Here is a 25,719-nt window from a genome sequence, read left to right on the forward strand (position 1 = left end):
GCGCGGCGCCCGCCGCCTACTTCGAGAAGCCGTCCTTCAGCCCGGTGATCTTGTTGAATACCGGCTTGTCGGCGCGGTGGTCGACACGGTCGGTGACGAAGTAGCCATGCCGCTCGAACTGCCAGCGCTGGTCGGCGGCGGCGCCGGCCAGTGAGGGCTCGACGAAGCCGTGCACGACGCGCAGCGAGTTGGGGTTGAGGAACTCGATGAAGTCGCGGCCGCCGGCATCGGGCTGGGGCTCGGCGAACAGGCGCTCGTACAGGCGCACCTCGGCGGCGACCGCCTCGTGCGCGCCGACCCAGCCGATGGTGCCCTTGACCTTGACGGCGTCGGCACCCGGCGTGCCGCTCTTGGTGTCGGCAATGATGGTGGCCAGCGCGGCGGTGATGTTGCCGGCGGCATCCTTCTCGGCGCCGGTGCATTCGATGATGTAGCCGGCCTTCAGACGCACCTTGTTGCCCGGGAACAGCCTGAAGTAGCCCTTGGGTGGCAGCTCGACAAAGTCCTCGGCCTCGATCCACAGCTCGGGACCGAGCGAGAACTGACGCACGCCGAGTTCCGGCTTGTGCGGGTGAGCGGGCGTCTCGCAGGGCTCGCGGTGCCCGGTGGACCCGAAGACTTCGGCGTAGTTCGTCAGCTTGAGCTTGAGCGGCTGCAGCACCGCGAAGGCGCGCGGTGCCTGCGGCTCCAGGTCGGCGCGCAGGGCCTGGTCGAGCACGGTGTCGTCGATCCAGGCGTTCTGCTTGCTCGCACCCGTGGCCTCGACCATGGCGCGCACGCTGGCCGGCGTGAAGCCGCGGCGGCGCAGACCCACCAGCGTGGGCATGCGCGGGTCGTCCCAGCCGCTGACATGACCCTCTTCCACCAGCTGGCGCAACTTGCGCTTGCTGGTGACGACGTAATTCAGGTTCAGGCGACCGAACTCGATCTGCTGCGGCAGCGGGCGCGCGAGCAGGCCGAGGTCGGCAAGCTGCCCGAGCAGCCAGTCGTAGAAGGGCCGCTGGTCCTCGAACTCCAGCGTGCAGATGCTGTGTGTGATGCGCTCGAGCGCGTCCTCGATGGGGTGGGCATAGGTGTACATCGGATAGATGCACCACTTGTTGCCGGTGGCGTGATGCTCCGCATGCTTGATGCGGTAGAGCGTCGGGTCGCGCAGGTTGATGTTGGGCGAGGCCATGTCGATCTTGGCGCGCAGCACCATCGCGCCGTCAGGATGCTTGCCGTCGCGCATCTCGCGAAAGCGGGCCAGGTTCTCGGCGGGCGTGCGGCTGCGGAAGGGGCTGTCGACACCGGGGCGGCCGAAGTCGCCGCGGTTGGCGCGCATGTCCTCGGCGCTCTGCTCGTCGACATAGGCGTGACCGGCGTTGACCAAGGCTTCCGCGGCGGCGTACATGAAGTCGAAATAGCTGCTGGCCTCAAAGAGGTTGTCGCCCCAGCTCCAGCCCAGCCACTGCACCATCTCCTTGATGGCGTTGACGTACTCCAGCTCCTCCTTCTCGGGGTTGGTGTCGTCGAAGCGCAGGTGGCAGGCGCCGCCGAAGTCGCGCGCCAGGCCGAAGTTCAGGCAGATGCTCTTGGCGTGGCCGATGTGCAGATAGCCATTCGGCTCGGGCGGGAAACGCGTGCGGATGCGTGCCTCGTCCAGCGGGCCGGCGGCGTGGTGGGCGGCGTCGCCGGGCGTGCCGGCGAAATGGCGGCCGGCAAAGGCGCCCGTCTCCAGGTCGCTCTCGATGCGCTGGCGCAGGAAATTGGTGGCAGGTGCGGCGGAGGCGGGCTGGCTCATGGGGGGCTTCGAAAAAACAGAACCGGGCCACAGGGCCCGGCCAACATGCGCGATTTTACGGAGCGGACGGGCCCCGCCGCAGCGGCAGACGCACATGGGCCAGCGCAATGCTGATCCACACCGCGACGCTGAAGTACAGCGTCATCCACACCACCTCGCTGCGCCAGTGTGACCACTCGTGCGAGACATGCCAGCGGCTGGCAGCGTCCGCCACGCCGGCGGCAACGCTGGTGTAGGCCTTGTTGGTCGCCTCGTCGGCCACCCAGCGCGCCCAGTACATGGGCACGTCGATGAAGAACATGTAGGCGGCGTAGATCATGCCGGCGGCGATGGTGAAGCCCAGCCAGCGCCGTCCGCGGGCGCTGGCCTGCGGCCACATGCCCGCCAGGGCGACGACGGTGAGCACGGCGGCCGTGCCCCAGAGGATTTCCTCGATGACATGCCCGATGTTGCGCGTGGTCAGCACCGCGTACCAGGAGTGGACCTCGGCGACGGCGATCAACGGCACCACCGCCCAGGCCACGCACAGGCTGAAGCGCTGTCCGGTGGACTGCGCCGCGGCGCGCAGCAGCAGCGCCCATTGCGTGGCAAAGCTCAGCTCGGCAATCGTGGCCACCGTGCGGCCGACCAGCACGCTGGACGCCCACGAGTCGACCATCACGACACGCGGCACGTCGAACACCGGCAGCAAAGAGCGGTAGCCGCAGCCGAGCACATAGAGGGCCGACAGCAGCAGCTGCAGGCGCTGGTGGGGCCAGGTCGTGCCATCCGGTCGGTTGCGGTGCAGCCAGGCGGTCGACGCCGTCCAGAGGATCAGGTTGAGGCCGGCGATGGTGCAGAGCAGCTGCCACCATGAGGTTGCGTCCACCATCGTGTTCTCCTCAGGCCGATTTGCGCGGCCGCCCGGTCTTGACCGGCTCCAGCCGGTCCAGCGCCGCCGCCAGGGATTCGGCGTCCAGCAAGGCAAGTGCCTGCAGGCCGGCGCGCAACAGCTCGCTCTTCCTGGCCTCGCGCTTCACCGCGTGCAGGCGGTGCTTGAGCTCGGCCAGCAGGGCGTAGTCGGCCTCCGGCATGGTGAAGCCGTCGCGCACGAGCTTCTGGCGCTTTTCGGGGGCGGTTTTGCGGGTGTGGGCCATAACGATGAAAACCGTTTATACGGTTCCCATCGCCCCGCTTCTATCGTGCGCTACAGGGCTTTGAAACGATTTGCGTGCACGCGACTCACCGTCAGCTTTTCCGGGCGGCGGCGCAGCTCCAGCAGCACGGTGCCGTTCTCCTGGCGCAGCGCGCGGGCGACGGCGTCGATCTGCACGACGGTGGACCGATGCACCTGCCAGAAGCGCTCGGTGTCCAGCTGCGGCAGCAGCTCGCGCAGCGACACCCGCACCCAGTAGTCGCGCTCGGCCGTCACGGCGCGCACGTATTTGTCGGCGGCCTCCAGGTAGACGATGTCGTCCATCGGCACCAGTTCGATGGCGTCGCCGACGGCGGCCTGCAGGTGGCGCAGCCGCGCGACGGGCGTCATCGCCCGCGTGAGCAATTCCTGCAGCGAGGCCAGCGTCGCGGCCGCCGCAGCCGGCTGGGCCAGGCGCGCCTGCAGCCGCGAGACGCTCTGCGCCAGGCGCTCCGGCGTGACGGGCTTGAGCAGGTAGTCGGCCGCTGCCGCGTCGAAGGCCTGCAGCGCGTACTGGTCATAGGCTGTCACGAAGACGAACAGCGGCAGGGCGCCGGCAACGTCGGGCCAGTCCTCGCTGATGGCCTGGGCGGCTTCCAGCCCGGTCATGCCGGGCATGCGGATATCGAGGAAACAGACCTGGGGCCGGTGCAGCAAGGCCAGTTCTACGGCGGCCGTGCCGCTGCCGGCCTGAGCGGTGACCTGCAGTTCGGGCCAGGCGGTCGCCAGCTCGGCGCGCAGGTTCTCGGCCAGCAGGGGCTCGTCTTCAGCGATGAGGGCGGTCACTTCCATACGGTGATCTCGATGCGGGCAATGCTGCCGCCTTGGGTCTGCGGTTTGAGCTCGAAGCGGGCGGCGTCGCCATAGCGGTGGGCCAGCCGTTCACGCACCTGCGCCAGACCGAATCCCGTGCCCACGCCAGCCAGCTCGCCGGGCGTGGCCAGGCCCGCTCCGCTGTCGGCCACTTCGAGCACCAGGTGGCCGTCGTCGCGGGCGGCGCTGACGCGCAGCTCGCCACCGTCCACATGCGGCTCCAGCCCATGCTTGATGGCGTTCTCCACCAGTGGCTGCAGCAGCAGCGGCGGGATGGCGATGGCGCCCAGTTCGGCCGGCAGGTCCAGCTTCACGCGCAGCCGCTCGCCCATGCGCAGCTGCATCAGCGCGAGGTAGTCGGACAGGCGCTCGAACTCGTCGGACAGCGGATGCTCGGTCGCGCGGCTGGCCTGCAGCGTGGCGCGCAGGTAGGCGATCAGCTGGTCCAGCATGCGCTGTGCCTCGTCGGGCCGGAGCTTGATCAGCACGCGCAGGTGGGCCAGCGTGTTGAACAGCATATGGGGTTCGAGCTGGCTCTGCAGCAGTGTCAGCCGGGCTTCGGCCGCTTGCCGCTCAGCCTCGGCGCGCTCGATGCGGGCCGAGTTGAGCTTGAACAGCGAAAAGAAGAACCACGTGGCAACCACCGAGACCAGCAGCGTGAAGCTGATCGACAGCGCGACGCGCCGGTCGGCGACATGCCAGGGCTGCAGCGAGCGGCCGCCGCTGATGAGGTCGCCCAGCCAAAGCCCGCCGCTGTAGCCGGCCAGCGAGCCGATCAGGATGCAGGGCAGCATCCAGCCCCAGCCCACCCAGCCATGGCGCAACGCCGGCGAGTCTCCTTGGCGTTGCCGCAGCAAGGCGGCCAGCCCGTACATCAGCAGCGAGATGTAGGTCGAAATCTGCACGCCCACCGTGAACGAATACAGCATGCCGTGCCAGAACTTCCCGCCGCGCATGACGTAGTTCAGCAGGCCCACCACCAGGCAGATGGCGACGGTGCCGCCGACATAGGTCGGCCAGTCGCGGCGGGAAGGGGCAGAGGTCATGCGATCAGCATCGCGCCGACCCTGCATCGGCGCCAGCCGCCTGCGACGAGCGGGGCAGGCAGGGTGCGGAAGGCATGCCGTCAGCGCCGGCGGCTGCCGCCACCCAGGATGCTGCCAAGCACGCCGCGGATGATCTCGCGGCCGACGGCCGAGCCGATGCTGCGCACGGCCGACTGCGCTGCCTTCTCGGCCAGCCCGGGATGGCGGCCACCGCGTGGGCCGGTGGTGCCGAACAGCACGTCCTTGAGGCCGCCCAGCATGCCGCCGCCTGCCTGCGCCGGGGCGGGTGCGGCTGGGCCGCCCTTGAACACGGCGCCGCCTTCGGCCGCCAAGCCGCCACCCGCCGGGCCAGCGTGCTGGGCAGCCAGCCGCTCATAGGCTGATTCGCGATCCAGCAGCTTTTCGTAGACGCCTGCAACCAAGGAGTTGGCCAGCAAGGCCTGGCGCTGGGCCGGCGTGATGGGGCCGATCTGGCTGCCCGGCGGCAGCACGAAGACGCGCTCGGTGACGCTGGGACGGCCCTTTTCGTCGAGCAGGCTCACCAGCGCCTCGCCCACGGCAAGTTCCGTGATCGCCGTGGCGATGTCCAGCCCGGGCTTGGCGCGCATCGTGTCGGCCGCGCTCTTGACGGCCTTCTGATCGCGCGGCGTGAAGGCTCGCAGCGCATGCTGCACGCGATTGCCGAGCTGGCCGAGCACCGCGTCGGGGATGTCCAACGGGTTCTGAGTGACGAAATAGACCCCCACGCCCTTGGAGCGCACCAGGCGCACGACCAGTTCGATGCGCTCGACCAGGGCGTCAGGCGCGTCCTTGAACAGCAGGTGAGCCTCGTCGAAGAAGAACACCAGCTTGGGCTTGTCGAGGTCGCCCACCTCGGGCAGGGTCTCGAACAGCTCGGACAGCATCCACAGCAGGAAGGTCGCGTACAGACGCGGCGCGTTCATCAGCTTGTCGGCGGCCAGGATGTTGATGATGCCGGCGCCGCCGTCCACCTGCATGAAGTCGGCGATGTTGAGCATGGGCTCGCCGAAGAATTTGTCGCCACCCTGGGCCTCGATCTGCAGCAGGCCGCGCTGGATGGCGCCGACGCTGGCGGCCGACACATTGCCGTACTGGGTGGTGAACTGACTCGCGTTGTCGCCCACGTGCTGCAGCATGGCGCGCAGGTCCTTCAGGTCCAGCAGCAGCAGGCCGTGGTCGTCGGCGATCTTGAAGACCATCTGCAAAACACCAGCCTGGGTCTCGTTGAGCGCCAGCATGCGGGCCAGCAGCAGCGGGCCCATGTCGGACACGGTGGCGCGTACCGGGTGGCCTTGCTCGCCGAAGACATCCCACAGCGTCGTCGGGCAGGCCAGCTTCTCGGGCGCGTCTATGCCGCGGTCCTTCAGGGTCGCCAGCAGCTTCTCGCCGGGGTTGCCGGCCTGGCTGATGCCGGTCAGGTCGCCCTTCACGTCGGCCATGAAGACGGGCACGCCGAGCCTCGAAAAACTCTCGGCGAGCTTCTGCAGGCTGATGGTCTTGCCGGTGCCGGTGGCGCCGGTGATCAGCCCGTGGCGATTGGCCAGGGCCGGCAGCAGCAGGCACTCGATGTCGCCATGGCGGGCCAGCAGGATCGGGTCGGTCATGGTGCGTCCTCTAAAATCGCGAGCTTGCCAACGATAAATCAGGCGGCCTTCGATGCCGCCTCCAGGAGCCAAACATATGGCCGGTCATTCCAAATGGGCCAACATCCAGCATCGCAAAGGCCGCCAGGACGAGAAGCGCGGCAAGATCTGGACGCGCATCATCCGTGAGATCACGGTGGCTGCGCGCCAGGGTGGTCCGGACATCAAGGACAACCCGCGCCTGCGCCTGGCTGTCGACAAGGCCAAGGCAGCCAACATGCCGGCCGACCGCATCAAATACAACATCGACAAGGCCAGCGGCAACATCGACGGCCTGACGTACGAAGAAATCCGCTACGAAGGCTATGGCATCGGCGGCGCAGCCATCATGATCGACACCATGACCGACAACCGCGTCCGCACCGTGGCCGAGGTGCGCCACGCCTTCAGCAAGTACGGCGGCAACATGGGCACGGACGGCTCGGTGGCCTTTCAGTTCAAGCACTGCGGCCAGTTGCTGTTCGCGCCCGGCACCTCGGAAGACAAGGTCATGGAGGTGGCACTGGAAGCCGGCGCCGAGGATGTCGTCACCGGTGACGACGGCGCCATCGAGGTGCTGACATCGCCGGCCGACTACGAGGCCGTCAAGGCCGCGCTGGAAGCCGCCGGCCTGGTGCCGGAGCTGGCCGAAGTGACCATGCGGGCCGAGAACACCATTGCGTTGACCGGCGAGGACGCCGAGCGCATGCAGAAACTGCTGGACGTCATCGAGGACCTGGACGATACCCAGGCCGTCTATCACAACGCGGAAATCAGCTGATGCGAGTCCTAGTCATCGGCAACGGCGGTCGCGAGCACGCACTGGCCTGGAAGCTGGCCCAGGGTGAGCGCGTCAGCCAGGTGTTTGTCGCACCCGGCAACGGCGGCACGGCGCGCGACGAGCGGCTGGAAACGGTGCCGATCGGCATGACCGACGTGAAGGCGCTCGCCGACTTCGCCGTCGAGCACAAGATCGCGCTGACCGTCGTCGGCCCCGAGGCGGCGCTGGCCGCCGGCGTCGTTGACGAGTTCCGCGCGCGCGGCCTGCGCATCTTCGGGCCCACCAAGGCCGCCGCGCAGCTTGAAAGCTCCAAGGCCTTCGCCAAGGACTTCATGAAGCGCCACGGCATCCCGACCGCGGCCTACGAAACCTTCACCGACCCCGCCGCCGCCCATGCCTACGTGGATGGCAGGGGCGCGCCCATCGTCATCAAGGCCGACGGCCTGGCGGCGGGCAAGGGCGTCGTCGTCGCGATGACGCTGGACGAGGCCCACGAAGCGATCTCGTGGATCCTCGAAGACAACAAGCTCGGCGTGACGCACAACGCCGGTGCGGACGGGCTGGCAGTGCCGCGCGTCGTCATCGAGGACTTCCTGGCCGGCGAGGAGGCCAGCTTCATCGTCGTCTGCGACGGCAAGCAGGTCGTGTCGCTGGCCACCAGCCAGGACCACAAACGCCTGCTCGACGGCGACGTCGGCCCCAACACCGGCGGCATGGGCGCCTACTCGCCCGCGCCGGTGGTCACGCCCAACGTGCATGCCAAGGTCATGCACGAGATCATCCAGCCGACCATCGCCGGCATGGCCAGGGACGGCCATCCCTTCACCGGTTTCCTCTATGCCGGCCTGATGATCGACGAGCTTGGCCAGCCGCGCACCGTCGAGTTCAACACGCGCATGGGTGACCCCGAGACCCAGCCCATCATGATGCGGCTCAAGAGCGATCTCTTCGAGCTGATGATGCATGCGACCGATGGCACGCTGAACGAGGTGGAATTGCAATGGGACCGCCGTGTGGCGCTGGGCGTCGTGCTGGCCGCCGAGGGCTATCCGCTGACCCCGCGCAAGGGTGATGCCATCGCAGGGCTGCCTGAGGACGAGGAGGAGGCCATGGTCTTTCATGCCGGCTCGGCAATGCAGGACGGCCAGCTCGTCACCAGTGGCGGACGCGTGCTCTGTGTGACGGCTCTGGGCGAGTCCGTGCGCCTGGCCGCGCAGCGCGCCTACGAGTTAGCGGCGGGCATCCAGTTCGCCGGCCGCCAGTACCGCAGCGACATCGGCCACCGGGCCATCAAGCGTTGAGCGCGACTTCCACGCTTCAACCCGCTGCCCTGACCGGGCCGCTGCGGCCGCACCGCCGCCCGAGCATCCTGGCGCGCCGGGTGCTCGGCCTGTTCGGCTGGACGGTGGATGCGCCCGGCTTGCCGGCGGAGCAGGGCGTCATCCTCGTCTACCCACACACGTCCAACTGGGACTTCGTCGTCGGCCTGATGGCCAAATGGGCCGTTGGCATCGAGCTGCGCTTCTGGGGGAAGGACAGTCTGTTCAAGGCGCCGGTGGTCCGCCACTGGATGCGCTGGGTCGGTGGCGTGGGGGTCGATCGCAGCAGCCCGCATGGCATCGTGGCGGACACCGTGCGCCAGATGCAGGACGCTGCGGCGCGCGGCGAGCGCTTCTGGCTGGCCGCGGCGCCCGAAGGCACACGCGCGCTGACAAGCGGCTGGCGCACGGGCGCCTATCAGGTGGCCGTGCAGGCCGGAGTGCCGGTCGGGCTTTGCTATTTCGATTTCCGGCAGCGGGTCGTCTCCGTCACGCGCTTCGTCATGCTGACGGGCGACATGCAGGCTGACTTCGCCGCGTTTGCCGACTATCTCGGCCCGCGCGTCGGCAAGCGCCCTGAGCTGGCCAGCCCGATCCAGCCACGCGCCGTGCCGGGGCCGCGCACATGATGAATACCCAAGCCGTCCGTGACTATCTGCTGGGCTTGCAGCACCGCATCGTCACGGCACTGGAGGCGGTCGACGGCAATGCCTTCCTCAGCGATGGCTGGACGCGCGAGCCCGGCGGCCGGCTGGAAGGCGATGGCCTGTCGCGGCTCATCGAGGGTGGCGCGGTCTTCGAGCGCGGCGGCGTCAATTTCTCGCATGTGAAGGGCCGCGTGCTGCCGCCCTCGGCCACGCAGCATCGCCCCGAGCTGGCGGGCGCGCCCTTCGAGGCCATGGGCGTGTCGCTGGTGCTGCACCCGCACAACCCTTTCGTGCCGACGGTGCACATGAATGTGCGCGCCTTCATCGCGCTGCCCCCTGAAGCTCCAGCCGTCACCTGGTTCGGCGGAGGCATGGACCTGACGCCCTACTACGGCTATGAGCGCGACGCGCAGCACTTCCACCGCGTCTGCCGCGATGCGCTTGCACCGCACGGGCCGGAACTGCATCCCAAGTTCAAGGCCTGGTGCGACGACTACTTCTTGCTCAAGCACCGCAACGAGCCGCGGGGCATCGGCGGCATCTTTTTTGACGATTTCTCCGAAGGCGGCTTCGAGGCCGGCTTTGCGCTGATCCAGTCGGTGGGCGACGCCTTCCTGGGCGCCTACCTGCCCATCGTCGAGCGCCGCCAGGGCTATGCCTACGGCGAGCGCGAGCGCGACTTCCAGGCCTATCGCCGCGGTCGCTATGTCGAGTTCAACCTGGTCTGGGACCGTGGCACGCTGTTCGGCCTGCAGTCCGGTGGCCGCACCGAATCCATCCTGATGTCCATGCCGCCGCAGGTGAAGTGGCGCTACGACTGGGCGCCCGAGCCGGGCACACCGGAGGCGCGGCTTTACAGCGACTTCCTGCGCCCGCGCGACTGGGCCGACGAAACACCAACCGCACTGTGGCTGTGAAACTTGCGCTCTTCGGCGGCAGCTTCGACCCGCCCCACCTTGGCCACCTGGCCTTCGCGCGCTTTGCGCTGGACGCGCTGTCGCCCGACCGTCTGGTCTGGCTGCCTGCGGGCCGGCAATGGCAGAAACCCGATCAGATCATGGCCGCGGCCGTGCACCGCGCCGGCATGATCAAGCGCCTCATCGCCGGCGAGCCGCAATTCGTCCTCGACGAACGCGAGCTGCATCGCCGGGGTCCCAGTTTCACGGCCGACACGCTGCGCGAGTTCGCCAAGCAGGATCCCGGCGCCGAACTGATGTTCCTGATCGGCCAGGACCAGTACGCGCGACTGCCGACGTGGTACCAGGTCGAGACCATCGCCGCCTTGGCGACGCTGGTCGTCGTCCCGCGCGCGGCGCATCAAGTCGTGACGCCGCCAGGTCTGCCGCCGCATCGCCTGCAGGTGCTGGTCCTGCCCGAAAACCCCCTTTCGTCCACCGCCGTACGCGACGCCGTCGCGCGCGGCGAGGACATCAGCCCCATGGTGGGCGCCGAGGTGGCGAGCTATATTGCCTCGCACCGCCTCTACGAGAAGAAGTACTGAATGGACATCCGCAAGCTTCAACGCGCCATCGTCGATGGTCTCGAAGACGTCAAGGCCCAGAACATCGTCGTGTTCAACACCGAGCATCTGTCGCCGCTGTTCGAGCGCGTCATCATCGCCTCGGGCACGAGCAACCGGCAGACCAAGGCCCTGGCGTCCAGCGTGCGTGAATCCGTCAAGGGGCGGGGCATGCAGGTGATGCGTACCGAGGGCGAGGACAACGGCGAGTGGATCATCGTGGACTGCGGCGCCGCTGTCGTCCACGTCATGCAACCGGCCATCCGCGACTACTACCACCTCGAAGAGATATGGGGCGGCAAGCCGGTCAAGCTCAAGCTCGGCAGCACCGAGACCAAGCTCGTGAAGGCCTCCGAGGAGCCCGCTGCCGCACCGGCCAAGACGACGGCGCGCAAGGCGACCGCCTCCAAGCCCATCACCACCAAGCCTGCCGCGCCGACGAAGGGTGCCAACCGCGCCGTGCCTTCGGCCGCTGCCAAGAAGGCTGTGGCCAAGAAGGCCGCGGTCGGCACCCAGGCGCCCAAGAAGGGCGTGACCCGCAGCGTGGGCGTGAAGACCGCAGCGTCCGCGCCGGTCAAGACCCTGAAGGTCGGTGCCGGCCAGGGCGTGGGCAAGGCGGCGGCGGCCAAGCGGGCCGCGCCTGCCAAGACTGCAGCCAAAAGCACCGCAAAGCCGGCTGCCAAGGCTGCACCGCGTGCAGCTGCCAGGCCGGCCGGCCGCACGACGAAAAAGGGCTGATGCGCCTGCTGCTGGTGGCCGTGGGCCAGCGCCAGCCGCCCTGGGCCGACACCGCCTACGAGGATTTCGCCAAGCGCTTTCCGCCCGAGCTCAGGCTGGAGCTGAAGGCCGTCAAGGCCGAGACCCGCGGCAGCAAGACGGCCGAGCAGCTGATGGCTGCGGAAGCCGCCCGTATCGAAGCGGCCTTACCCAAAGGCGTGCGCCGCATCATCCTGGATGAGCGCGGCGAGCGCCGCACCTCGGTGCAGCTGGCGGGGCGCCTGAAGCTGTGGATGGGCGAGGGCCGCGACGCCGCCCTCATCATCGGCGGCCCCGATGGCCTGCATCCCGAGCTCAAGGCGACGGCGGACGAGACCTTGCGCTTGTCCGACTTGACCCTGCCCCACGCCTTTGCCCGTGTGCTGCTGGCCGAAGGCCTGTACCGGGCCTGGACCGTGACGATCGGCCACCCTTATCACCGCGAATGACTATCGACCTGCGCTCCATCTACCTCGCTTCGCAGAGCCCGCGCCGCCGCGAGCTGCTGGCGCAGATCGGCCTGAGGCACGAGTTGCTGCTGCCTGCGGCCGACGAGGATGCCGAGGCGCTGGAGGCCGTGCAGGCCGGCGAGCTGCCCGAGGCCTATTGCGTGCGCGTCACGGCCGCCAAGCTCGACGCGGCCACGGCCCGCCGCGCCGCCCGCGGCCTGCCGCCGGCGCCCATTCTGTGCGCTGACACGACGGTCGCCGTCGAAGACCTCATCCTGGGCAAGCCTGCGGACGAGGCCGATGCGCAGCGCATGCTGGGCCTGCTATCGGGCCGCATGCATCGCGTCATCACGGCCGTGGCCGTCGCCGACGCAACACGCCGCGAAGCCGCGCTGAACGTGTCCCAAGTCGAGTTCGCGCCGCTGTCTGCCGCTCAGATCGAGCGCTATGTCGCCAGCCGTGAGCCCTTCGGCAAGGCTGGCGCCTATGCCATCCAGAGCCAGGCCGCGGCCTGGATCGTGAGGATTGCCGGAAGCTACTCGGGGATCATGGGGTTGCCCCTCTTTGAGACGGCACAGCTGTTGGAGAAATTCGGATTTGAGTTTTGACGTCGAGTTCTGATGCGTGCCGCTTCGGCCGGCGGCACGCATCAGCATTCAAAGGTTCGCGATGGAAGACATTCTGATCAACTGGTCACCGCAGGAGACGCGGGTGGCCGTGGTCGAGAACGGCGCCGTGCAGGAACTGCACATCGAGCGCACCCTGGAGCGGGGCCTCGTCGGCAACGTCTATCTCGGCAAGGTCGTGCGCGTGCTGCCTGGCATGCAGTCCGCCTTCATCGATATCGGCCTGGAGCGCGCCGCCTTCCTGCACGTGGCCGACCTGCACAGCGCCTCGCAGTTCGGCCATGGCCGCCACGCGCAGAGCCCCGACACGCCGCCGACGCCCATCGAGCGCCTGGTCTTCGAAGGCCAGCCGCTGACGGTGCAGGTCATCAAGGATCCCATCGGCACCAAGGGCGCGCGTCTGTCCAGCCAGATCAGCATCGCGGGCCGCATGCTGGTCTATCTGCCGCAGGATGAGCACATCGGCATCAGCCAGAAGATCGGCTCGCCGGAGGCACGTGAGGCGCTGCGAGCGCGCATGATGACGCTGGTGGGCCGCAAGGAGCAGGGCGCTGGCGGCGGCTTCATCCTGCGCACGAACGCCGAGGACGCCAGCGATGAAGAGCTGGCTGCCGACATCGCCTACTTGCGCAAGACCTGGCAACAGATCCGCGCGAAGGCGCTGACGACGCCGTCGGCCAACCTGCTGCACCAGGACTTGAGCCTCGTCGAGCGCGTGCTGCGCGACCTGACGAGCGAGCGCACCGGCTCCATCCGCATCGACTCCAAGATGCAGTACGACGTGCTGCGCGAATTTGGCGAGACCTTCATGCCGGCCGCCACCGCCAAGCTGGAGCATTACCGCGGCGAGCGGCCGATCTTCGACCTGTGCAATGTCGACGCCGAGATCGCGCGGGCGCTGCAGCGCAAGGTCGAGCTGAAGTCCGGCGGCTCCCTCGTGTTCGATCAGACCGAGGCGATGACCACCATCGACGTCAACACGGGCGGCTTCGTCGGCGCCAAGAACTTCGACGACACCATCTTCAAGACCAACCTTGAAGCAGCAGGCGCCATCGCGCGCCAGCTGCGCCTGCGCAACCTGGGTGGCATCATCATTGTCGACTTCATCGACATGACGCGCGAGGAGCACAAGACGGCCGTGTTGTCCGAGTTCCGCAAGCAACTCGGTCGTGACCGCACCAAGGTGACCGTCGGCGGCTTCACGCAGCTGGGCCTGGTCGAGATGACGCGCAAGCGCACGCGCGAGTCCTTGTCGCGCATGCTGTGCGAACCCTGCCCGACCTGCGAGGGCCGCGGCCAGGTGAAGACGGCGCGCTCGGTCTGCTACGACATCCTGCGCGAGATCCTGCGTGAAGCGCGCCAGTTCTCGCCGCGTGAGTTCCGCGTGGTGGCGGCGGCCAATGTCGTCGAGATGATGCTCGACGAAGAAAGCGCGCATCTCGCGGGCCTGTCCGACTTCATCGGCAAGCCGATTTCGCTGACCGCCGAGCCGACCAACCAGACCGAGCACTACGACATCGTGCTGCTCTGAGTCGCGCCAGCGGCAACGCGGTCTTGTCTGACGTAACAAGTTGCTCAGCTGCGGCAAAATCGCGCGCCATGCTCGATTACGTTTCCCGCCGCCTCAGCCTCGCAGCCCTTGCCGCCTTCGGCGTCAGTCTCTGCGGTAGCGCGCTCGCTCAGGTCCGCATTGACATCTCCGGCGTTGGCGGCACCCGTGTGCCGGTGGCCATCGTCGACTTCCGCGATCAATCCAAGTCGCCCCAGCCCATCGCCGCCATCGTGCGTGCCGACCTGGAGCGCAGCGGCCAGTTCCGCAGCGTCGATGCGCCCGCCGGCCTCAGCGAGAGCAGTAGCCCGGCCTGGACGGAATGGCGAGGCCGCCAGGCCGATGCGCTGGCAGCAGGGTCCGTCACTCGCCTTGCCGATGGCCGGCTCGACATCCGCTTCAAGCTCTGGGATGTGGTCAAAGGGACGGAGTTGGTGGGTGAGGCGCATGCCGTGCATCCGGATGATGCGCGCCTCGCGGCCCACCGCATCGCCGACACCATCTACCAAAGGCTGACCGGCGAGCGCGGCGTGTTCGCCACGCGCATGGCCTATGTCACCAAGGCTGGCCCGCGTTACAGCCTGGTCATCGCGGATGCCGACGGCGAAGGCGCCAAGGTCGCGCTGACCAGCCCCGAGCCCATCATCTCGCCCGCCTGGGCGCCGAACGGCCGCGAGCTGGCCTATGTCAGCTTCGAGAGCCGCAAGGCCACCGTACGCATCCAGGACGTGCAGACCGGCGTGCGCCGCGTGCTGGCCGACTTCAAGGGCACCAACAGCGCGCCGGCCTGGTCGCCCGACGGCCAGCAACTCGTGCTCAGCCTGTCGCGCGACGGCGGCACCCAGCTCTTCGTCATCAACCGGGATGGCTCGGGCCTGCGCCGCCTGACACAGAGTGGCTCGATCGACACCGAGGCGACCTATGCGCCCGATGGCAGCAAGATCTACTTCGTCAGTGACCGCGGCGGCGGCCCGCAGATCTACCGCATGCCCGCCAGCGGCGGCGCGGCCGAGCGCGTGACTTTCAATGGTGGCTACAACATCAGCCCCGCCGTCAGCCCCGACGGCCGGACCCTGGCCTACATCACACGGTCAGGCGGCGCCTTCCGCTTGTCCGTGATGGACTTGGCCACCGGTCAAACCCAGCAGATCAGCGAGGCCAATGACGATGAGAGCCCGGCCTTTTCGCCCAACGGCAAGCTCATCGTCTATGCCAGCCGCGCCGGTGGCAAGGAAGTGCTGATGACGACAACGCTGGACGGCAAGATCAAGACGCCGCTGCTTGTCACCCTGGTCGAAGTACGCGAACCTACCTGGGGTCCATTTACGCGCTAGGACTTGAGTTTCGCTCCATGTCGGACAATGGCGGGCTTGCACCGCAGTCCGCCGTGCCCTTGTTTCTTGCCCCCCGTCCGTTGTGGAGACCATTCGAATGAAACTGACCCGCTTTGCGTTCACCTTGATTGCCGCAGCAGCTCTGGCCGGTTGCGGTTCCGCCGTCAAGCTTGACGAGCCCGCACCGGTCGAGACGCGCCAGACCGTCACACCGCCGGTGACCACGACGCAGCAGCCGGCCGAGCCGGCCCAGACCGCCGTGCCGACGGTCGATCTGTTCACCCAGCTCACGCAGGAGGTCAACAGCGTTGGCAAGCGCGTCGTCTATTTCGACTACGACAGCGACGTCGTCAAGGAAGAGTACCGCCCGCTGGTTGAACTGCACGCCAAGCGCCTCAACGCCAACAAGCGCGCCGCGCTGAACCTGGAAGGCCATACCGACGAGCGTGGTGGCCGCGAGTACAACCTGGCGCTCGGCCAGCGCCGCGCCGAAGCCGTCGCCAAGTCGCTGACGCTGCTGGGCGTCGGTGCTGCTCAAGTCGAGGCCGTCAGCTTCGGCAAGGAGCGCCCGGCCGTGCAGGGTGGCGGCGAAGAAGCCTGGGCCAAGAACCGCCGCGTCGAGCTCAAGGACAAGTGATGCGTCTGTCGCTGTTGGCGCTCGTCGTAGGCGCCCTGTTCGCGCAGCCGGCCTCGGCCGGCCTGTTCGAGGACGACGAAGCCCGCAAGGCCATCATCGAACTGCGCGCCAAGGTGCAGGCCAACGAGAGCGTGGCCAATCAGCGGGCAGAGCAGCTCAATGCACTGGTGCAGGACCAGCTCCAGCCGTTGCGCCGCAGCTTGCTGGACCTGAACGCCCAGATCGACGTCCTGCGTGCCGAGATCGCCAAGCTGCGCGGCGCCAACGAGCAGTTGGCCCGCGACCTGGCCGACACCCAGCGCAAGCTGGCCGATCAGTCGCAGTCCGTCGAAGCGCGCTTCAAGCCGCTTGAGCCGCAGAAGGTCGCCCTCGACGGCCGCGAGTTCCAGGTCGGTCCGGACGAGCGCAACCAGTACGAAGCCGCCATCGGCCTCGTGCGCCGCGGCGACTTCGCCGAGGCGGTTGCCGCGTTGAATGCCTTCCTGAAGCGTTACCCCGCCAGCGGCTATACCGACTCGGTGCGCTTCTGGCTTGGCAATGCACAGTACGGCAAGCGCGACTACAAGGACGCCATCGCGACCTTCAGGGCCTTCATCGCCGGCAATGCCGATCACCCGCGCGCCGGGGAAGCACTGCTCGCGCTGGCGAACTGCCAGATCGAACTGAAGGACAACCGGGGTGCGCGCCGCAGCCTTGAGGATCTCATCAAGGCCTATCCCGGGACCGAAGCTGCCCAGGCAGCGAAAGAGCGCCTCGCCGCTCTGCGCTGATGACGGGTCAGCTCGACGCTGATCTGGAGCGCCGCTTCGGCGGCCTGCGCCGTCTGCATGGCGACGCGGCCTACCAGCGCCTGCGTACGGCTCGATTCGCGGTCGTGGGCCTGGGTGGCGTCGGCTCCTGGGCCGTCGAGGCACTCGCTCGCAGCGGTGCGGCCCAGCTGACGCTGATCGATCTCGACCAGGTTTCCGAATCCAACATCAACCGCCAGATCCAGGCGCTCGGCTCCACCGTCGGCATGGCCAAGGCGGAGGCACTGCGCCGGCGTATCGCCGACATCCACCCGGGCTGCGCGGTGCGCGTCATCGAGGAGTTCGTTGAGCCGGACAACTGGCCCGCGCTGGTCGGTGGCGCTGAATTCGACGGCCTCATCGACTGCTGCGACCAGGTTCGTGCCAAGGCCACCCTGGCAGCTTGGGCCATCTCACAAGACTTGCCCTTTGTGACGGTCGGCGCCGCCGGTGGCAAGCGCGAGCCGCATCGGGTTCAACTCGACGACCTCGCTGCGACGACTCATGACCCGCTGCTCGCCTCGCTGCGACAACGCTTGCGCAAGCACCACGCCGCATCGCGTACCGGCAAGTTGGGCGTCGCCTGCGTTTACTCATGTGAACCGGTCCAGCTACCTGCGCAGGAAGCAGGCGTAGCTTGCGATGTTGATGGCAGCCTGAACTGCCATGGCTACGGCTCCAGCGTCGCTGTGACCGCGACTTTCGGTCTGTGCGCCGCCGCAGAGCTGCAACGTCTGCATATTGAGCGCACCCGGCCGATGGCCGTTCAGTAAACTGCAGAAATTCTTGCAGAGACTCGAAAAACCTGCCTACAATGGCAGGCTCTGCTTGACGCGGGATGTTAGCTCAGTCGGTAGAGCAGCGGACTTTTAATCCGTTGGTCGCAGGTTCGAATCCTGCACATCCCACCAGACTTTCCAGCGGGGATTCGACGGAATCGACGCTACAATCTTTGGCTTAGTTGGGGCAACCCGGCTGAATCAGGGCTCTTAGCTCAGTTGGTAGAGCAGCGGACTCTTAATCCGTAGGTCGAGTGTTCGAGTCACTCAGGGCCCACCAAAATTTAAGAATGAGAAAAGCACTTGGCAGCGAAAGCAGCCAGGTGCTTTTTTCTTTTTCGCGCCGCTGCAAGGCGCTGCACCGACCGTGGTCAGGCATCAGAGCACCAACAGCGCCTTCGCGCGAGCCAGGTGCTCGAGACGATCATCCAGCCCGTTGTACCCGCCATTGATCCGCTTGGTGACCGCCTTGGCGTCATCGGCATCGGCCAGCGGGCCAATCTTGCGCGAGTGCCAGAACCAGCAGGCGACGTCGACACAGGCGTACGGGTCCAGCGCCACCCGCGTGGGATCGCTGACGTAGTCGATGCCGGTGTGGCGGCTGTATTGCGTGTAGTTGTTGCGTCCAGTCAGCTGAATCAGGCCCCGCCCCTTGAACCGCGGACCGTCGCCGGGTTCACTGTTGCCCAGATCGGTACGGCCGTTGTAGGCGCTGCCATCGGCCAGCTCTTCGGCATACAGCAGCGATCCGGACTCATGGGCAAGCTGGGCAATGAAATGCGCGATCTGCCGCGGTGTATCGATGCCGTAGCGGGTCATGCCCTGAACCAGAGGCTCGTAGTAGAGGTCAATGCGCTTTGGCATGGCTCGCGGCATCACGACCGTGAGCTTCTCCTTGGTCGGGCCTGGGGGCAGCCCCGACAGCAGCCGGGCCATCGTGGCGTCGCCGGGAGCAACCAGTCCATCCGACTCCGGCAGTCCCATCGCGCGGGTTTCAAAAGCGCGGATCGCATCGATGGTGCTCGGCCCGATGCGCCCATCCACTTCCAGCTGCCGGTGCGAATCGGCGCTCCAGGCTTCGCTGTTGAGGTTCAGCAATACCTGGATGATGCGGACGTCCGCCACATCATTGCGGGCACCCAATCCGACGCTTTTCGTGATGCACATGGCAGCTCGTCCTTGGCGGTTGAAACAACCAGCCGACGTTAGGCCCAGGTCCCCGGCCGCGAATCCCCAATCGGCATGAAGCGCGGGCCCCGAGGCACCGCCCCGGCCGCTCAGGGCGTCAGAGGCCGGACGCTGCCGGCGAGGCTGCCCGGCGGATAGCTGTCGATGTAGATTTGCCAGATGCGCCCGGACCTGGCCAGTTGCGAGAACGCCTGGCGCAGCAGCCGGCGGTCCGCGTCGCCGAGCGTGTGCCGGGACAGGTAGACGCCGCTTTCCGACCAGCCCAGTTCCTCCAGCGCGTCGGTGCGGAGCTGCCCGACGAGCGGCGAGAGGTCGGGCTCGTTGGCCAGCGTGCCGATGAAGATGGACGCTGTCATGATCGATGCCTGCGCAATGCCCCGGCGCAGCGCACGCGCAACGCCAGCGGCGTCGGGTTCTTCGATCAGGCGCTTCTGGGCGCGCAGCGCGGCCATCGCGCTGTCGTACGCCGGGCCGAAGCTGAAGCCGCGCACGACGGCGATCTTCAGCTCGGGCTGGGCGACCAGTTCGGCCAAGGAACGTGGTGCAGGCCGGTCGCGCGCGAGCGTCAGCAAGCTGGCCCGCACCTGCACCAGCGGGACAAACTCGCCGTCGACGTCGCGTGAAGGATTGGCAGACGCCGGTATCAGCAGGTCGGCCTGACCAGACTCGAACATCTTCTGCAGCCGTGCCCGCGGCACACGCTGCACCCGGAAGTCGCAGTTGGCGCTGGCGCTCAGTTCGCGCAGCAGCGTCGGATAGATGCCGGCGCTGCGCTCGCCATCGAAGCTGACGCTCAGGCCGATGGGCGACATCGGCACCCCGATGGGACGTGAGCAGCCGGCCTCGGCGGCCGGAGCGCAAGCCGCCAGCCAGCAAGCCATCCACAAGCCTGATCGCGCCTCTGCTTTCATGTCATCCTGCCTGGAACGCCCGATTGTGCTGTGGGCCGGGTGTCACCCACCGTTCCAGCACATCGAAGGCCAGTTGCACGACCACGGCGAGGGCTGCGGCGGGCAGCGCGCCGGCCAGCATCAGCGTGCTGTCGTTGACGGCCAGGCCGGCCACGATGCGCTCGCCCAGTCCGCCGGCGCCGACGAAGGCAGCCACCGTGGCCGTACCGACATTGGTCACGGCAGCCGTCTTCACGCCGGCCATCAGCGTCGGCAGCGCCTGCGGCAACTCAATGGCGCGCAGCGTCTGCCGGCGGCTCAGGCCCAGTGCCAGGGCCGCCTGGGTCTGGCCCGCGGAGATCGCCTGCAGGCCGGCATGCGTGTTGCGCACGATCGGCAGCAGCGCATAGATGAACAAGGCCAGCAGCGCTGGCAGGAAGCCGATGCGGCCCATCAGCGCGATCAGCACCGCCAGCACGGCAAGGGACGGCAGCGTCTGCAGCAAGCCCGCCACCGCCATGAGGGGCGGCGCCAGTCGGGGCAGGCGGTGGGCCGCTATACCGAGCGGCACGGCAACGGCCACCGCCAATGCCAGTGACGCCAGCACCAGCGCGACATGCTGCGCCAGCAGCTTGGCCAGGTCGGGCGCGAACATTCTTGCCATCAAGCCGTTGGGTTCAGGTGCGACGTTCGCGCCCGCCTGCAGAAAGCCGCGCGCCACATCCGCAAACGGCCGCCCTTGCAGTTCCGCCGCCGCGTTCAGGCGAATCATCTCGGCCTCCGGCAGTCGCCCGGCCACGCGCTGCAGCGGCCTGTCATCGACTGCCACGCGCATCAGCAGCACGGCGTCGTAGCGCGGGAAGAAGCTGCGGTCGTCGCGCAGCACGCGCACCGGTTGGCGGGCCAACTGGGCGTCGGTCGTGTAGACGTCGATCAGGTCGACCTGGCCGCCCGCCAGCGCGGCGTAGGCCAGGCCATGGTCGAGCCCCGCCCCGGGCGACAGCTTCAGGCCATAGGCGCGCTGCAGGGCCGGCCAGCCGTCGGCGCGAGCGATGAACTCGTGTGACAAGCCCGTCTTGAGCGCCAGCGCCTCTTTGTCAATCGACGCCGCCAGTTCCGAGATCGTCGAGATCCCCAACCGTGCCGCATCCGCCTCGCGCATGGCCAGGGCATAGCTGTTGTTGAAGCCCAGCGGCACGCCGGCCTTCAGCCCGAGTGGTTTCAGCCAGGCATTGATCTGCGTCAGCGACGCCTGCGCGTCGGCAGTGGACTCGCGCTTGAGCAACTCTCGCACGATGGTCCCGGTGTACTCGGGGTAGAGGTCGATCTGCCCCTGCTGCAGCGCTGCAGCCAGGATGGCTGTGTTGCCCAGACCCTGCCGATGCTCGGCGACAATGCCTTGGGCCATCAAGGTCTGCTTGACGATCTCACCGATGACATAGCTTTCGGTGAAGCGTTTGGAGCCCACCTGCAGGGTTGGGGCGCCATGTGCAGCGCCGGCCAACCCTGCCGTTAGCAGGGTCAACAGGATTTGTAGTTGCCAGCAGATCCGCATGGGCGCATGGTGCCTGATCGGACGGGCCGCTGTGTCAGACGACACCTACATGTAAGCACCGCCAGGTCCGAGTGCAATACCGCTCACTCCTGCCTACAGTTGGAGACAGTTCTCAAGGAGGTCTTTCATGTCCCGCGCTACCGATCATTTGCTTCGTCAACATCGCGACAGTCTTGGCGTTCACCTGCGCCAGTGCCGCACGATGTCCGACCGTCAGCAGCGCATGTTGTGCTCGCTGGAGGCCATCGATGCGGCAGTGGGCGAGCGCATGTTCACGACCGTCGTCATCGGCAGCGCGCTGATGGCGCTGGTGCTGAGCTTCATCGTCTAGTTCCCTCCTCCCTAGAAACAGCGGCTTTCGAGCCGCTGTTTTTTTTGGGAGGCTTCACAGGACGGATGCGGGCTCGGGCAGGCGGGCCGGCATCGCCTGGGTGACGGGCACCCACAACAGCAGATCGCCGTCCACCTCGCTCAAGGCCAGCGAACTGCCGGGCACCAGTGTTCGATAGCCGGGCGGCGGCGCGGCTCCAGCGCCGGGGGACGCACGCTGCAGCAGCACCTCGATGCGACGCCCCCGATGCAGCAGCCGCACGCGGGCCTGCGGCCAGTGCGACGGCAGGCAGGGCTGGACGCGCAGCTGGCCGTCACTCAGCTTGACGCCACAGATGGACTCGACGGCCGCGCGCAGCAGCCAGCCCGCCGCGCCCGTGTACCAGCTCCAGCCACCACGCCCGGCGTGCGGTGCGGCGGCTTCGATGTCGCCTGCCACGGCAAATGGTTCCAGCCCGTAGACGGCGCCATGGGCACCACGGTGGGCAGGGCTGATGGCCGTGAAGGCCGCCCAGGCCCGCTCGGCCTGGCCGAGACGGGCGCTGGCCATCAGCGCCCAGACGGCGCCGTGGTTGTACTGGCCGCCGTTCTCGCGCACGCCGCCGGGGTAGGCCTGGATGTAGCCGGCTGGCGGCTGGTGGTCCTTCAAGGGCGGCCACAGCAGGCGCAACAGGTGCGCATCGCGGTCATGCAGCTCGCGCCAGGCGCTGTCCAGCGCCTGGGCTGCGCGCCCGGGCTGGGCCGCGCCGGTCAGGACCGCCCAGGCCTGCACGATGAGGTCGATGCGGCATTCCGTGTCGCTGTGCGTGCCCAGCACGCTGCCGTCGTCGAACCAGCCGCGCCGGTACCAGCGGCCATCCCAGGCCTCGGCGTCCAGCGCGGCGGACAAAGCCATGCGCGCCTGTTGCCAGCGCCCGGCGCGGTCCGACTCGCCGCGCGCCAGGGCCAGCGGCCGCAGCGCGTCGATGACGCCGCACAGGAAGAAGCCCATCCACACGGATTCGCCGCGGCCCTCGGCGCCGACGCGGTTCATGCCGTCGTTCCAATCGCCGGTGCCGAACAGCGGCAAGCCGTGCGCGCCCACCGGCAGGCTGATGTCGATGGCGCGCGCCGCGTGCTCGTAGATGGTCGCCGTCTCGTCGCTGACGGCCGGGATCTCATAGACATCCTCCTGTCCCTCGGGCACCGGGCGGCCCTGCAGGAAAGGCAGCACCTCGTCGGCCAGTGCGGTGTCGCCCGTGCGCTCGACGTAGAGGGCCAGGCCCAGCGCCAGCCACAGCCGGTCATCGGCGAAATGCGTGCGCACGCCGGCACCGGCGGGCTCGTGCCACCAGTGCTGCACGTCACCCGGGGGAAACTGGCGCGCCGCATGCTTGCGGATCTGCGCGGCCAGCCGCTCCGGCGCGTGCGCCACCAGTGACATCGCATCCTGCAACTGGTCGCGAAAGCCAAAGGCACCGCCGGCCTGGTAGAAGCCGGCGCGGCCCCAGATCCGGCAGCCCAGCACCTGTGTCGGCAGCCAGTGGTTGACGAGCGCGTCGAAGGCGGGGTCAGGCGTGTCCACCTGCACCGGCGCGCTCAGCGTGCGCCAGACCTCGCGCTGGGCGGCGAGGCGGCGCAGCGGGTCCGCCTGCCAAGCGCTTGCGGCCTGCTCGCGCGCGGCCGCCAGGCTGGGCGCATGGCCCAGCAGCACGGTGCAATGCCAGGCATGGCCAGCCTCCAGCCGCAGCGGCACGGCCAGCAGGGCGGCGGGGTCGGTGGCCGGGCCGGCCTGGCCGTCCAGCGCATGCGGCATGACGAGGCGGCCCTCGTCGTCGAACAGCAGGCGGCGGTCGCCACTGGCCTCAATGGCGGCCGTCCAGGGCCGCGGCACATTGAGGTCGGGCGTGAAGCCGGCGTCCACCGGCCAGGGCCACAGCGCCTGGTCGCTGGAGAGGGCCTCGATGTGCTCGGCGGTCACGTCGCCAACGCGCACCGGGCGCAGCGCCAGCCAGGCCGTGTGCCCGCCGAAGCCGTTGAGGCCGTCGGTCTGCGTCGCCAGCGCCAGCAGCGGGCCTTCACCGGCCGCGGGCTCCAGCCGCGTGACGACGCTGCGGCGTGCGCCGCTGTCCATGCCCAGCTGCCACTGCGCGGCGGCCAGCAGGCGCATCGGCCGCGGCGGGCGGCCGGGCGCGGCGTGCAGCTCCACCTGGCATTGCTTGACGGCGGTCGTCGCGTCCACCGTCCAGCGCAGCCGCACGACCATGCCGGGCAGCATGAAGCTCATGGCCGACGCGCCGGGCACGTGGGCCACGGATTGTTGCGGGCTGGCGCGACCCAGCAGCCAGGCCTTGCCGCTGGCCAGGCAGTGCAGCACCAGCCATTCGCCGGGCGAATCGAGCAGCGCGTCGTTGGACCAGGGCGTGATCTGGTGCAGGCGGCTGTTGCCGGCCCAGGCCGTGCCTGCACCGCGCTCCGACACCTGGCAGCCGAACTGCTCGTTGGCGATGACGTTGATCCACGGCCGCTGCGGTTGCGCGCCCTCATCCAGCTCGAAGACGCAGGCGCCGCTGTCGGGCTCGAAACGGCTCTCGGGCGTCGTCGTGCCAGGGCGCGCGGGCACCGTGGACACCAGCGTCGCGCCGTGGCCGCGCCTCGCCTTGGCAGCCTGCTCGTGGCTGATGCCCAGCCGCTCCAGCTGTTGGGCCAGTGGGCGGCCGTCGGCAAACCAGCGCACGCGCGCCAGCAAGTTGAGCGCAAAGCGCGTGTCCGGCCCCACGGTCTCGTCGGACAGCACATGCACCCGGCAGCGCCCGTGGGCCTGCTGCTCGGCCAGCGAGCGCAGCGCGCGCGAGACCGGCGCCAGGTAGGACGGCGGCTCGGCGTCCAGCACGACCACGTCGACCGGCAGCGGGCTGCCCTGGGCCTGCAGCAGCGCGCAAAGCTCGCGCACCATGACAACGCCGGTCGCGTCGGCCGCGCGGATCAGCACGATGGGGTCGTCGCCGGAGATGCCGTGGCGCCACAAGGCGTCGCGCTCGAAGCCAATCTCGGGCACCGGCAGCGGTTCGCGCGCGGCCTGCGAGGTCAGCAGCGTCTGCAGCGTCAGCCCGGCGCGCCAGGCGCCCGGTGCCAGCGCCGCGCCCTGCGTGCGCACGCTGGCCATGGTGTGCGCCAGCGTCAGCGCGCGTTCGCACAGGGCCGGCTGGCGCAGCTTGTCGAGCAGGTGGTTCAGCGTCTGCGGTTCGCGCGACGCGGCGGTGGCCAGCGTCAGCGTCACGCTGGCGCCGGGTGGCAGCTCCAGCATCAGGTGCAGCAGCGAGATCGGGTCATTGCCCGTATCCAGCATGCCCGCCGCGTTGTTCAGGCCGGCCACGTCGCTGGCCTGCAGCGCCGCGGCCGCCGCATGGGCGATGACACCACCCGGCTGGCCCGGCATGCCGCCGCGGGCCAGCCAGTGGGCGCGGTCGGCGCTGGCGCGCACGCGGTTGACCCGCGCGCCGCCGTCCAGATCGACGCCGACCAGCGCATGCACCGCATGCAGGCCGGACTCGTTCGGGCTGCGCGGCAGGCGCTGCCAGTGCAGCGCATGCTGGCTGGGCTCCCAACGCACCTGGAGGAAGAGCTTGCCGAACGCCGGGTGGGCGAGGTCGGCGCGCGCCGGTGCCAGCACCGGCTCGAAGCTCGACACCAGCGCCAGCCGGCGCGGGCGCTCGGAGAGATTGCGCAGCGTGATGCGGCGCAGTTCGACGTCGTCCTCCACCGCCACCCAGACTTCGGTGTGCGCGTGCAGTTCCTCGCCCTGGGCGGTGAACTGGGCGCTGGCGGGATGCAGGCGCACGCCATAGCGCCACTGCGGGCCCGGCGTGGGCTTGAGCGTCAGCGAGCGCCAGGGGCTGGTCTCGGGGTTGCCGTTCCAGGGCAGGTCCAGGTCGCGCAGGTGCAGGTGATGGCCCAGCAGGTCCTGCGCCAGGTCGTCGCGCCAGCGGCTCACCAGCACCTGGCTGCCCGGCTCGCCCCAGACCAGCGTGCCGCCGCCGTGCTCGCGCACCATGGCGCTGAGCTTGCCGTGGCCCAGCCAGGCCGTGGCGGGCAGGGCGCGCCCGTGCAACTCGGGCACGACCAGCGAGATGC

24 protein-coding genes and 2 tRNA genes are annotated in these 25,719 nt (G+C 68.5%); 16 read left to right on the forward strand and 10 right to left on the reverse strand.

Annotated elements, in window-relative coordinates; all coding sequences use genetic code 11:
- Window positions 1-16: 16 nt before the first annotated feature.
- From ACT6S0_RS09955 to ACT6S0_RS09980, 6 genes are all read right to left on the reverse strand, one after another.
- Window positions 17-1,783 carry a glutamine--tRNA ligase/YqeY domain fusion protein gene (locus ACT6S0_RS09955; RefSeq protein ID WP_444763746.1) on the reverse strand — a complete coding sequence of 589 codons (1,767 nt, stop codon included), beginning with the start codon at window positions 1,781-1,783 and terminating at the stop codon, window positions 17-19.
- A gap of 55 nt (window positions 1,784-1,838) precedes the next feature.
- Window positions 1,839-2,654: a hypothetical protein gene (locus ACT6S0_RS09960; RefSeq protein WP_444763747.1), complete on the reverse strand. Its 816-nt coding sequence runs from the start codon at window positions 2,652-2,654 to the stop codon at window positions 1,839-1,841.
- Between the two features lie 10 nt (window positions 2,655-2,664).
- The gene (locus tag ACT6S0_RS09965; protein ID WP_444763748.1) at window positions 2,665-2,919 is read right to left on the reverse strand and encodes a hypothetical protein; all 255 of its coding nucleotides are present in this window, start codon (window positions 2,917-2,919) and stop codon (window positions 2,665-2,667) included.
- Window positions 2,920-2,969: 50 nt separating this feature from the next.
- A complete protein-coding gene (locus ACT6S0_RS09970; RefSeq protein WP_444763749.1) occupies window positions 2,970-3,749 on the reverse strand; it encodes a LytR/AlgR family response regulator transcription factor in 780 nt (259 codons plus the stop codon).
- The gene (locus tag ACT6S0_RS09975; RefSeq protein WP_444763750.1) at window positions 3,740-4,816 is read right to left on the reverse strand and encodes a sensor histidine kinase; all 1,077 of its coding nucleotides are present in this window, start codon (window positions 4,814-4,816) and stop codon (window positions 3,740-3,742) included. Before ACT6S0_RS09975 ends, ACT6S0_RS09970 begins: the two co-directional genes overlap by 10 nt.
- An 80-nt stretch (window positions 4,817-4,896) precedes the next feature.
- Entirely contained in the window at window positions 4,897-6,441 is a 1,545-nt protein-coding gene (locus tag ACT6S0_RS09980) for a helicase HerA-like domain-containing protein (RefSeq protein ID WP_444763751.1), read from the reverse strand.
- A gap of 76 nt (window positions 6,442-6,517) precedes the next feature.
- Between ACT6S0_RS09980 and ACT6S0_RS09985 the strand changes: the two genes are divergently transcribed.
- The 15 genes from ACT6S0_RS09985 (at window position 6,518) to ACT6S0_RS10055 (ending at window position 17,923) form a co-directional block, all read left to right on the forward strand.
- Window positions 6,518-7,240, forward strand: a complete 723-nt coding sequence (locus tag ACT6S0_RS09985; RefSeq protein WP_444763752.1) for a YebC/PmpR family DNA-binding transcriptional regulator — start codon at window positions 6,518-6,520, stop codon at window positions 7,238-7,240.
- Window positions 7,240-8,541, forward strand: a complete 1,302-nt coding sequence (gene purD / locus ACT6S0_RS09990; RefSeq protein ID WP_444763753.1) for a phosphoribosylamine--glycine ligase — start codon at window positions 7,240-7,242, stop codon at window positions 8,539-8,541. Before ACT6S0_RS09985 ends, purD begins: the two co-directional genes overlap by 1 nt.
- Window positions 8,538-9,188, forward strand: a complete 651-nt coding sequence (locus ACT6S0_RS09995; protein WP_444763754.1) for a 1-acyl-sn-glycerol-3-phosphate acyltransferase — start codon at window positions 8,538-8,540, stop codon at window positions 9,186-9,188. The genes purD and ACT6S0_RS09995 overlap by 4 nt, the downstream gene beginning before the upstream one ends.
- Window positions 9,188-10,123: an oxygen-dependent coproporphyrinogen oxidase gene (gene hemF / locus ACT6S0_RS10000; RefSeq protein WP_444763755.1), complete on the forward strand. Its 936-nt coding sequence runs from the start codon at window positions 9,188-9,190 to the stop codon at window positions 10,121-10,123. Before ACT6S0_RS09995 ends, hemF begins: the two co-directional genes overlap by 1 nt.
- Window positions 10,120-10,707 carry a nicotinate (nicotinamide) nucleotide adenylyltransferase gene (gene nadD, locus ACT6S0_RS10005; protein ID WP_444763756.1) on the forward strand — a complete coding sequence of 196 codons (588 nt, stop codon included), beginning with the start codon at window positions 10,120-10,122 and terminating at the stop codon, window positions 10,705-10,707. The genes hemF and nadD overlap by 4 nt, the downstream gene beginning before the upstream one ends.
- The gene (gene rsfS / locus ACT6S0_RS10010; protein WP_444763757.1) at window positions 10,708-11,463 is read left to right on the forward strand and encodes a ribosome silencing factor; all 756 of its coding nucleotides are present in this window, start codon (window positions 10,708-10,710) and stop codon (window positions 11,461-11,463) included.
- On the forward strand, window positions 11,463-11,930 hold the full coding sequence (gene rlmH / locus ACT6S0_RS10015) for a 23S rRNA (pseudouridine(1915)-N(3))-methyltransferase RlmH (RefSeq protein WP_444763758.1): 468 nt from the start codon (window positions 11,463-11,465) through the stop codon (window positions 11,928-11,930). The genes rsfS and rlmH overlap by 1 nt, the downstream gene beginning before the upstream one ends.
- Window positions 11,927-12,538, forward strand: coding sequence for a Maf family protein (locus ACT6S0_RS10020; RefSeq protein WP_444763759.1), 612 nt, complete (start codon window positions 11,927-11,929; stop codon window positions 12,536-12,538). The genes rlmH and ACT6S0_RS10020 overlap by 4 nt, the downstream gene beginning before the upstream one ends.
- A 61-nt stretch (window positions 12,539-12,599) precedes the next feature.
- Window positions 12,600-14,087, forward strand: a complete 1,488-nt coding sequence (rng, locus tag ACT6S0_RS10025) for a ribonuclease G (protein WP_444763760.1) — start codon at window positions 12,600-12,602, stop codon at window positions 14,085-14,087.
- Window positions 14,088-14,155: 68 nt separating this feature from the next.
- Window positions 14,156-15,439, forward strand: a complete 1,284-nt coding sequence (tolB, locus tag ACT6S0_RS10030; protein ID WP_444763761.1) for a Tol-Pal system beta propeller repeat protein TolB — start codon at window positions 14,156-14,158, stop codon at window positions 15,437-15,439.
- A gap of 97 nt (window positions 15,440-15,536) precedes the next feature.
- Entirely contained in the window at window positions 15,537-16,076 is a 540-nt protein-coding gene (gene pal / locus ACT6S0_RS10035; protein ID WP_444763762.1) for a peptidoglycan-associated lipoprotein Pal, read from the forward strand.
- Window positions 16,076-16,846 carry a tol-pal system protein YbgF gene (ybgF, locus tag ACT6S0_RS10040; protein WP_444763763.1) on the forward strand — a complete coding sequence of 257 codons (771 nt, stop codon included), beginning with the start codon at window positions 16,076-16,078 and terminating at the stop codon, window positions 16,844-16,846. Before pal ends, ybgF begins: the two co-directional genes overlap by 1 nt.
- Window positions 16,846-17,637, forward strand: coding sequence for a tRNA threonylcarbamoyladenosine dehydratase (locus ACT6S0_RS10045; RefSeq protein ID WP_444763764.1), 792 nt, complete (start codon window positions 16,846-16,848; stop codon window positions 17,635-17,637). Before ybgF ends, ACT6S0_RS10045 begins: the two co-directional genes overlap by 1 nt.
- Window positions 17,638-17,699: 62 nt before the next feature.
- Window positions 17,700-17,775 (forward strand) — tRNA-Lys (locus ACT6S0_RS10050).
- Window positions 17,776-17,847: 72 nt separating this feature from the next.
- Window positions 17,848-17,923, forward strand: a tRNA-Lys gene (locus ACT6S0_RS10055).
- A gap of 98 nt (window positions 17,924-18,021) precedes the next feature.
- On the opposite strand, the gene ACT6S0_RS10060 is transcribed toward ACT6S0_RS10055, so the two are convergent.
- The 3 genes from ACT6S0_RS10060 to ACT6S0_RS10070 form a co-directional block, all read right to left on the reverse strand.
- A complete protein-coding gene (locus ACT6S0_RS10060) occupies window positions 18,022-18,810 on the reverse strand; it encodes a glycoside hydrolase family 19 protein (protein WP_444763765.1) in 789 nt (262 codons plus the stop codon).
- Window positions 18,811-18,920: 110 nt separating this feature from the next.
- Complete coding sequence (locus ACT6S0_RS10065; protein WP_444763766.1) at window positions 18,921-19,712, reverse strand: substrate-binding periplasmic protein; 792 nt, start codon at window positions 19,710-19,712, stop codon at window positions 18,921-18,923.
- 31 nt (window positions 19,713-19,743) lie between these two features.
- Window positions 19,744-21,276 (reverse strand): glycine betaine ABC transporter substrate-binding protein, encoded by a 1,533-nt coding sequence (locus ACT6S0_RS10070; RefSeq protein WP_444763767.1) that lies wholly within the window; start codon window positions 21,274-21,276, stop codon window positions 19,744-19,746.
- A 127-nt stretch (window positions 21,277-21,403) separates the two neighbouring features.
- Here ACT6S0_RS10070 and ACT6S0_RS10075 point away from each other — a divergent pair, with 127 nt between their 5' ends.
- A complete protein-coding gene (locus ACT6S0_RS10075) occupies window positions 21,404-21,607 on the forward strand; it encodes a hypothetical protein (RefSeq protein WP_444763768.1) in 204 nt (67 codons plus the stop codon).
- 54 nt (window positions 21,608-21,661) lie between these two features.
- Here ACT6S0_RS10075 and ACT6S0_RS10080 read toward each other — a convergent pair.
- Window positions 21,662-25,719 (reverse strand): GH36-type glycosyl hydrolase domain-containing protein (locus ACT6S0_RS10080; RefSeq protein ID WP_444763769.1); only part of this gene is annotated, 4,058 nt, incomplete at its 5' end.

The organism is Roseateles sp. (assembly GCF_052436255.1).
GTDB lineage: Bacteria > Pseudomonadota > Gammaproteobacteria > Burkholderiales > Burkholderiaceae_C > Pelomonas.

Bases quoted from the DNA above. Each gene is read 5' to 3' on its own strand.
- ACT6S0_RS09960 (WP_444763747.1), bottom strand. From the start codon at position 2,654: ATGGTGGACGCAACCTCATGGTGGCAGCTGCTCTGCACCATCGCCGGC.
- ACT6S0_RS09965 (WP_444763748.1), bottom strand. From the start codon at position 2,919: ATGGCCCACACCCGCAAAACCGCCCCCGAAAAGCGCCAGAAGCTCGTG.
- ACT6S0_RS09975 (WP_444763750.1), bottom strand. From the start codon at position 4,816: ATGACCTCTGCCCCTTCCCGCCGCGACTGGCCGACCTATGTCGGCGGC.
- ACT6S0_RS09955 (WP_444763746.1), bottom strand. From the start codon at position 1,783: ATGAGCCAGCCCGCCTCCGCCGCACCTGCCACCAATTTCCTGCGCCAG.
- ACT6S0_RS10060 (WP_444763765.1), bottom strand. From the start codon at position 18,810: ATGTGCATCACGAAAAGCGTCGGATTGGGTGCCCGCAATGATGTGGCG.
- ACT6S0_RS09970 (WP_444763749.1), bottom strand. From the start codon at position 3,749: ATGGAAGTGACCGCCCTCATCGCTGAAGACGAGCCCCTGCTGGCCGAG.
- rng (WP_444763760.1), top strand. From the start codon at position 12,600: ATGGAAGACATTCTGATCAACTGGTCACCGCAGGAGACGCGGGTGGCC.
- tolB (WP_444763761.1), top strand. From the start codon at position 14,156: ATGCTCGATTACGTTTCCCGCCGCCTCAGCCTCGCAGCCCTTGCCGCC.
- rlmH (WP_444763758.1), top strand. From the start codon at position 11,463: ATGCGCCTGCTGCTGGTGGCCGTGGGCCAGCGCCAGCCGCCCTGGGCC.
- ACT6S0_RS10020 (WP_444763759.1), top strand. From the start codon at position 11,927: ATGACTATCGACCTGCGCTCCATCTACCTCGCTTCGCAGAGCCCGCGC.
- ACT6S0_RS09980 (WP_444763751.1), bottom strand. From the start codon at position 6,441: ATGACCGACCCGATCCTGCTGGCCCGCCATGGCGACATCGAGTGCCTG.
- ACT6S0_RS09985 (WP_444763752.1), top strand. From the start codon at position 6,518: ATGGCCGGTCATTCCAAATGGGCCAACATCCAGCATCGCAAAGGCCGC.
- purD (WP_444763753.1), top strand. From the start codon at position 7,240: ATGCGAGTCCTAGTCATCGGCAACGGCGGTCGCGAGCACGCACTGGCC.
- ACT6S0_RS10045 (WP_444763764.1), top strand. From the start codon at position 16,846: ATGACGGGTCAGCTCGACGCTGATCTGGAGCGCCGCTTCGGCGGCCTG.
- ybgF (WP_444763763.1), top strand. From the start codon at position 16,076: ATGCGTCTGTCGCTGTTGGCGCTCGTCGTAGGCGCCCTGTTCGCGCAG.
- ACT6S0_RS10075 (WP_444763768.1), top strand. From the start codon at position 21,404: ATGTCCCGCGCTACCGATCATTTGCTTCGTCAACATCGCGACAGTCTT.
- ACT6S0_RS10065 (WP_444763766.1), bottom strand. From the start codon at position 19,712: ATGGCTTGCTGGCTGGCGGCTTGCGCTCCGGCCGCCGAGGCCGGCTGC.
- hemF (WP_444763755.1), top strand. From the start codon at position 9,188: ATGAATACCCAAGCCGTCCGTGACTATCTGCTGGGCTTGCAGCACCGC.
- pal (WP_444763762.1), top strand. From the start codon at position 15,537: ATGAAACTGACCCGCTTTGCGTTCACCTTGATTGCCGCAGCAGCTCTG.
- ACT6S0_RS10070 (WP_444763767.1), bottom strand. From the start codon at position 21,276: ATGCGGATCTGCTGGCAACTACAAATCCTGTTGACCCTGCTAACGGCA.
- rsfS (WP_444763757.1), top strand. From the start codon at position 10,708: ATGGACATCCGCAAGCTTCAACGCGCCATCGTCGATGGTCTCGAAGAC.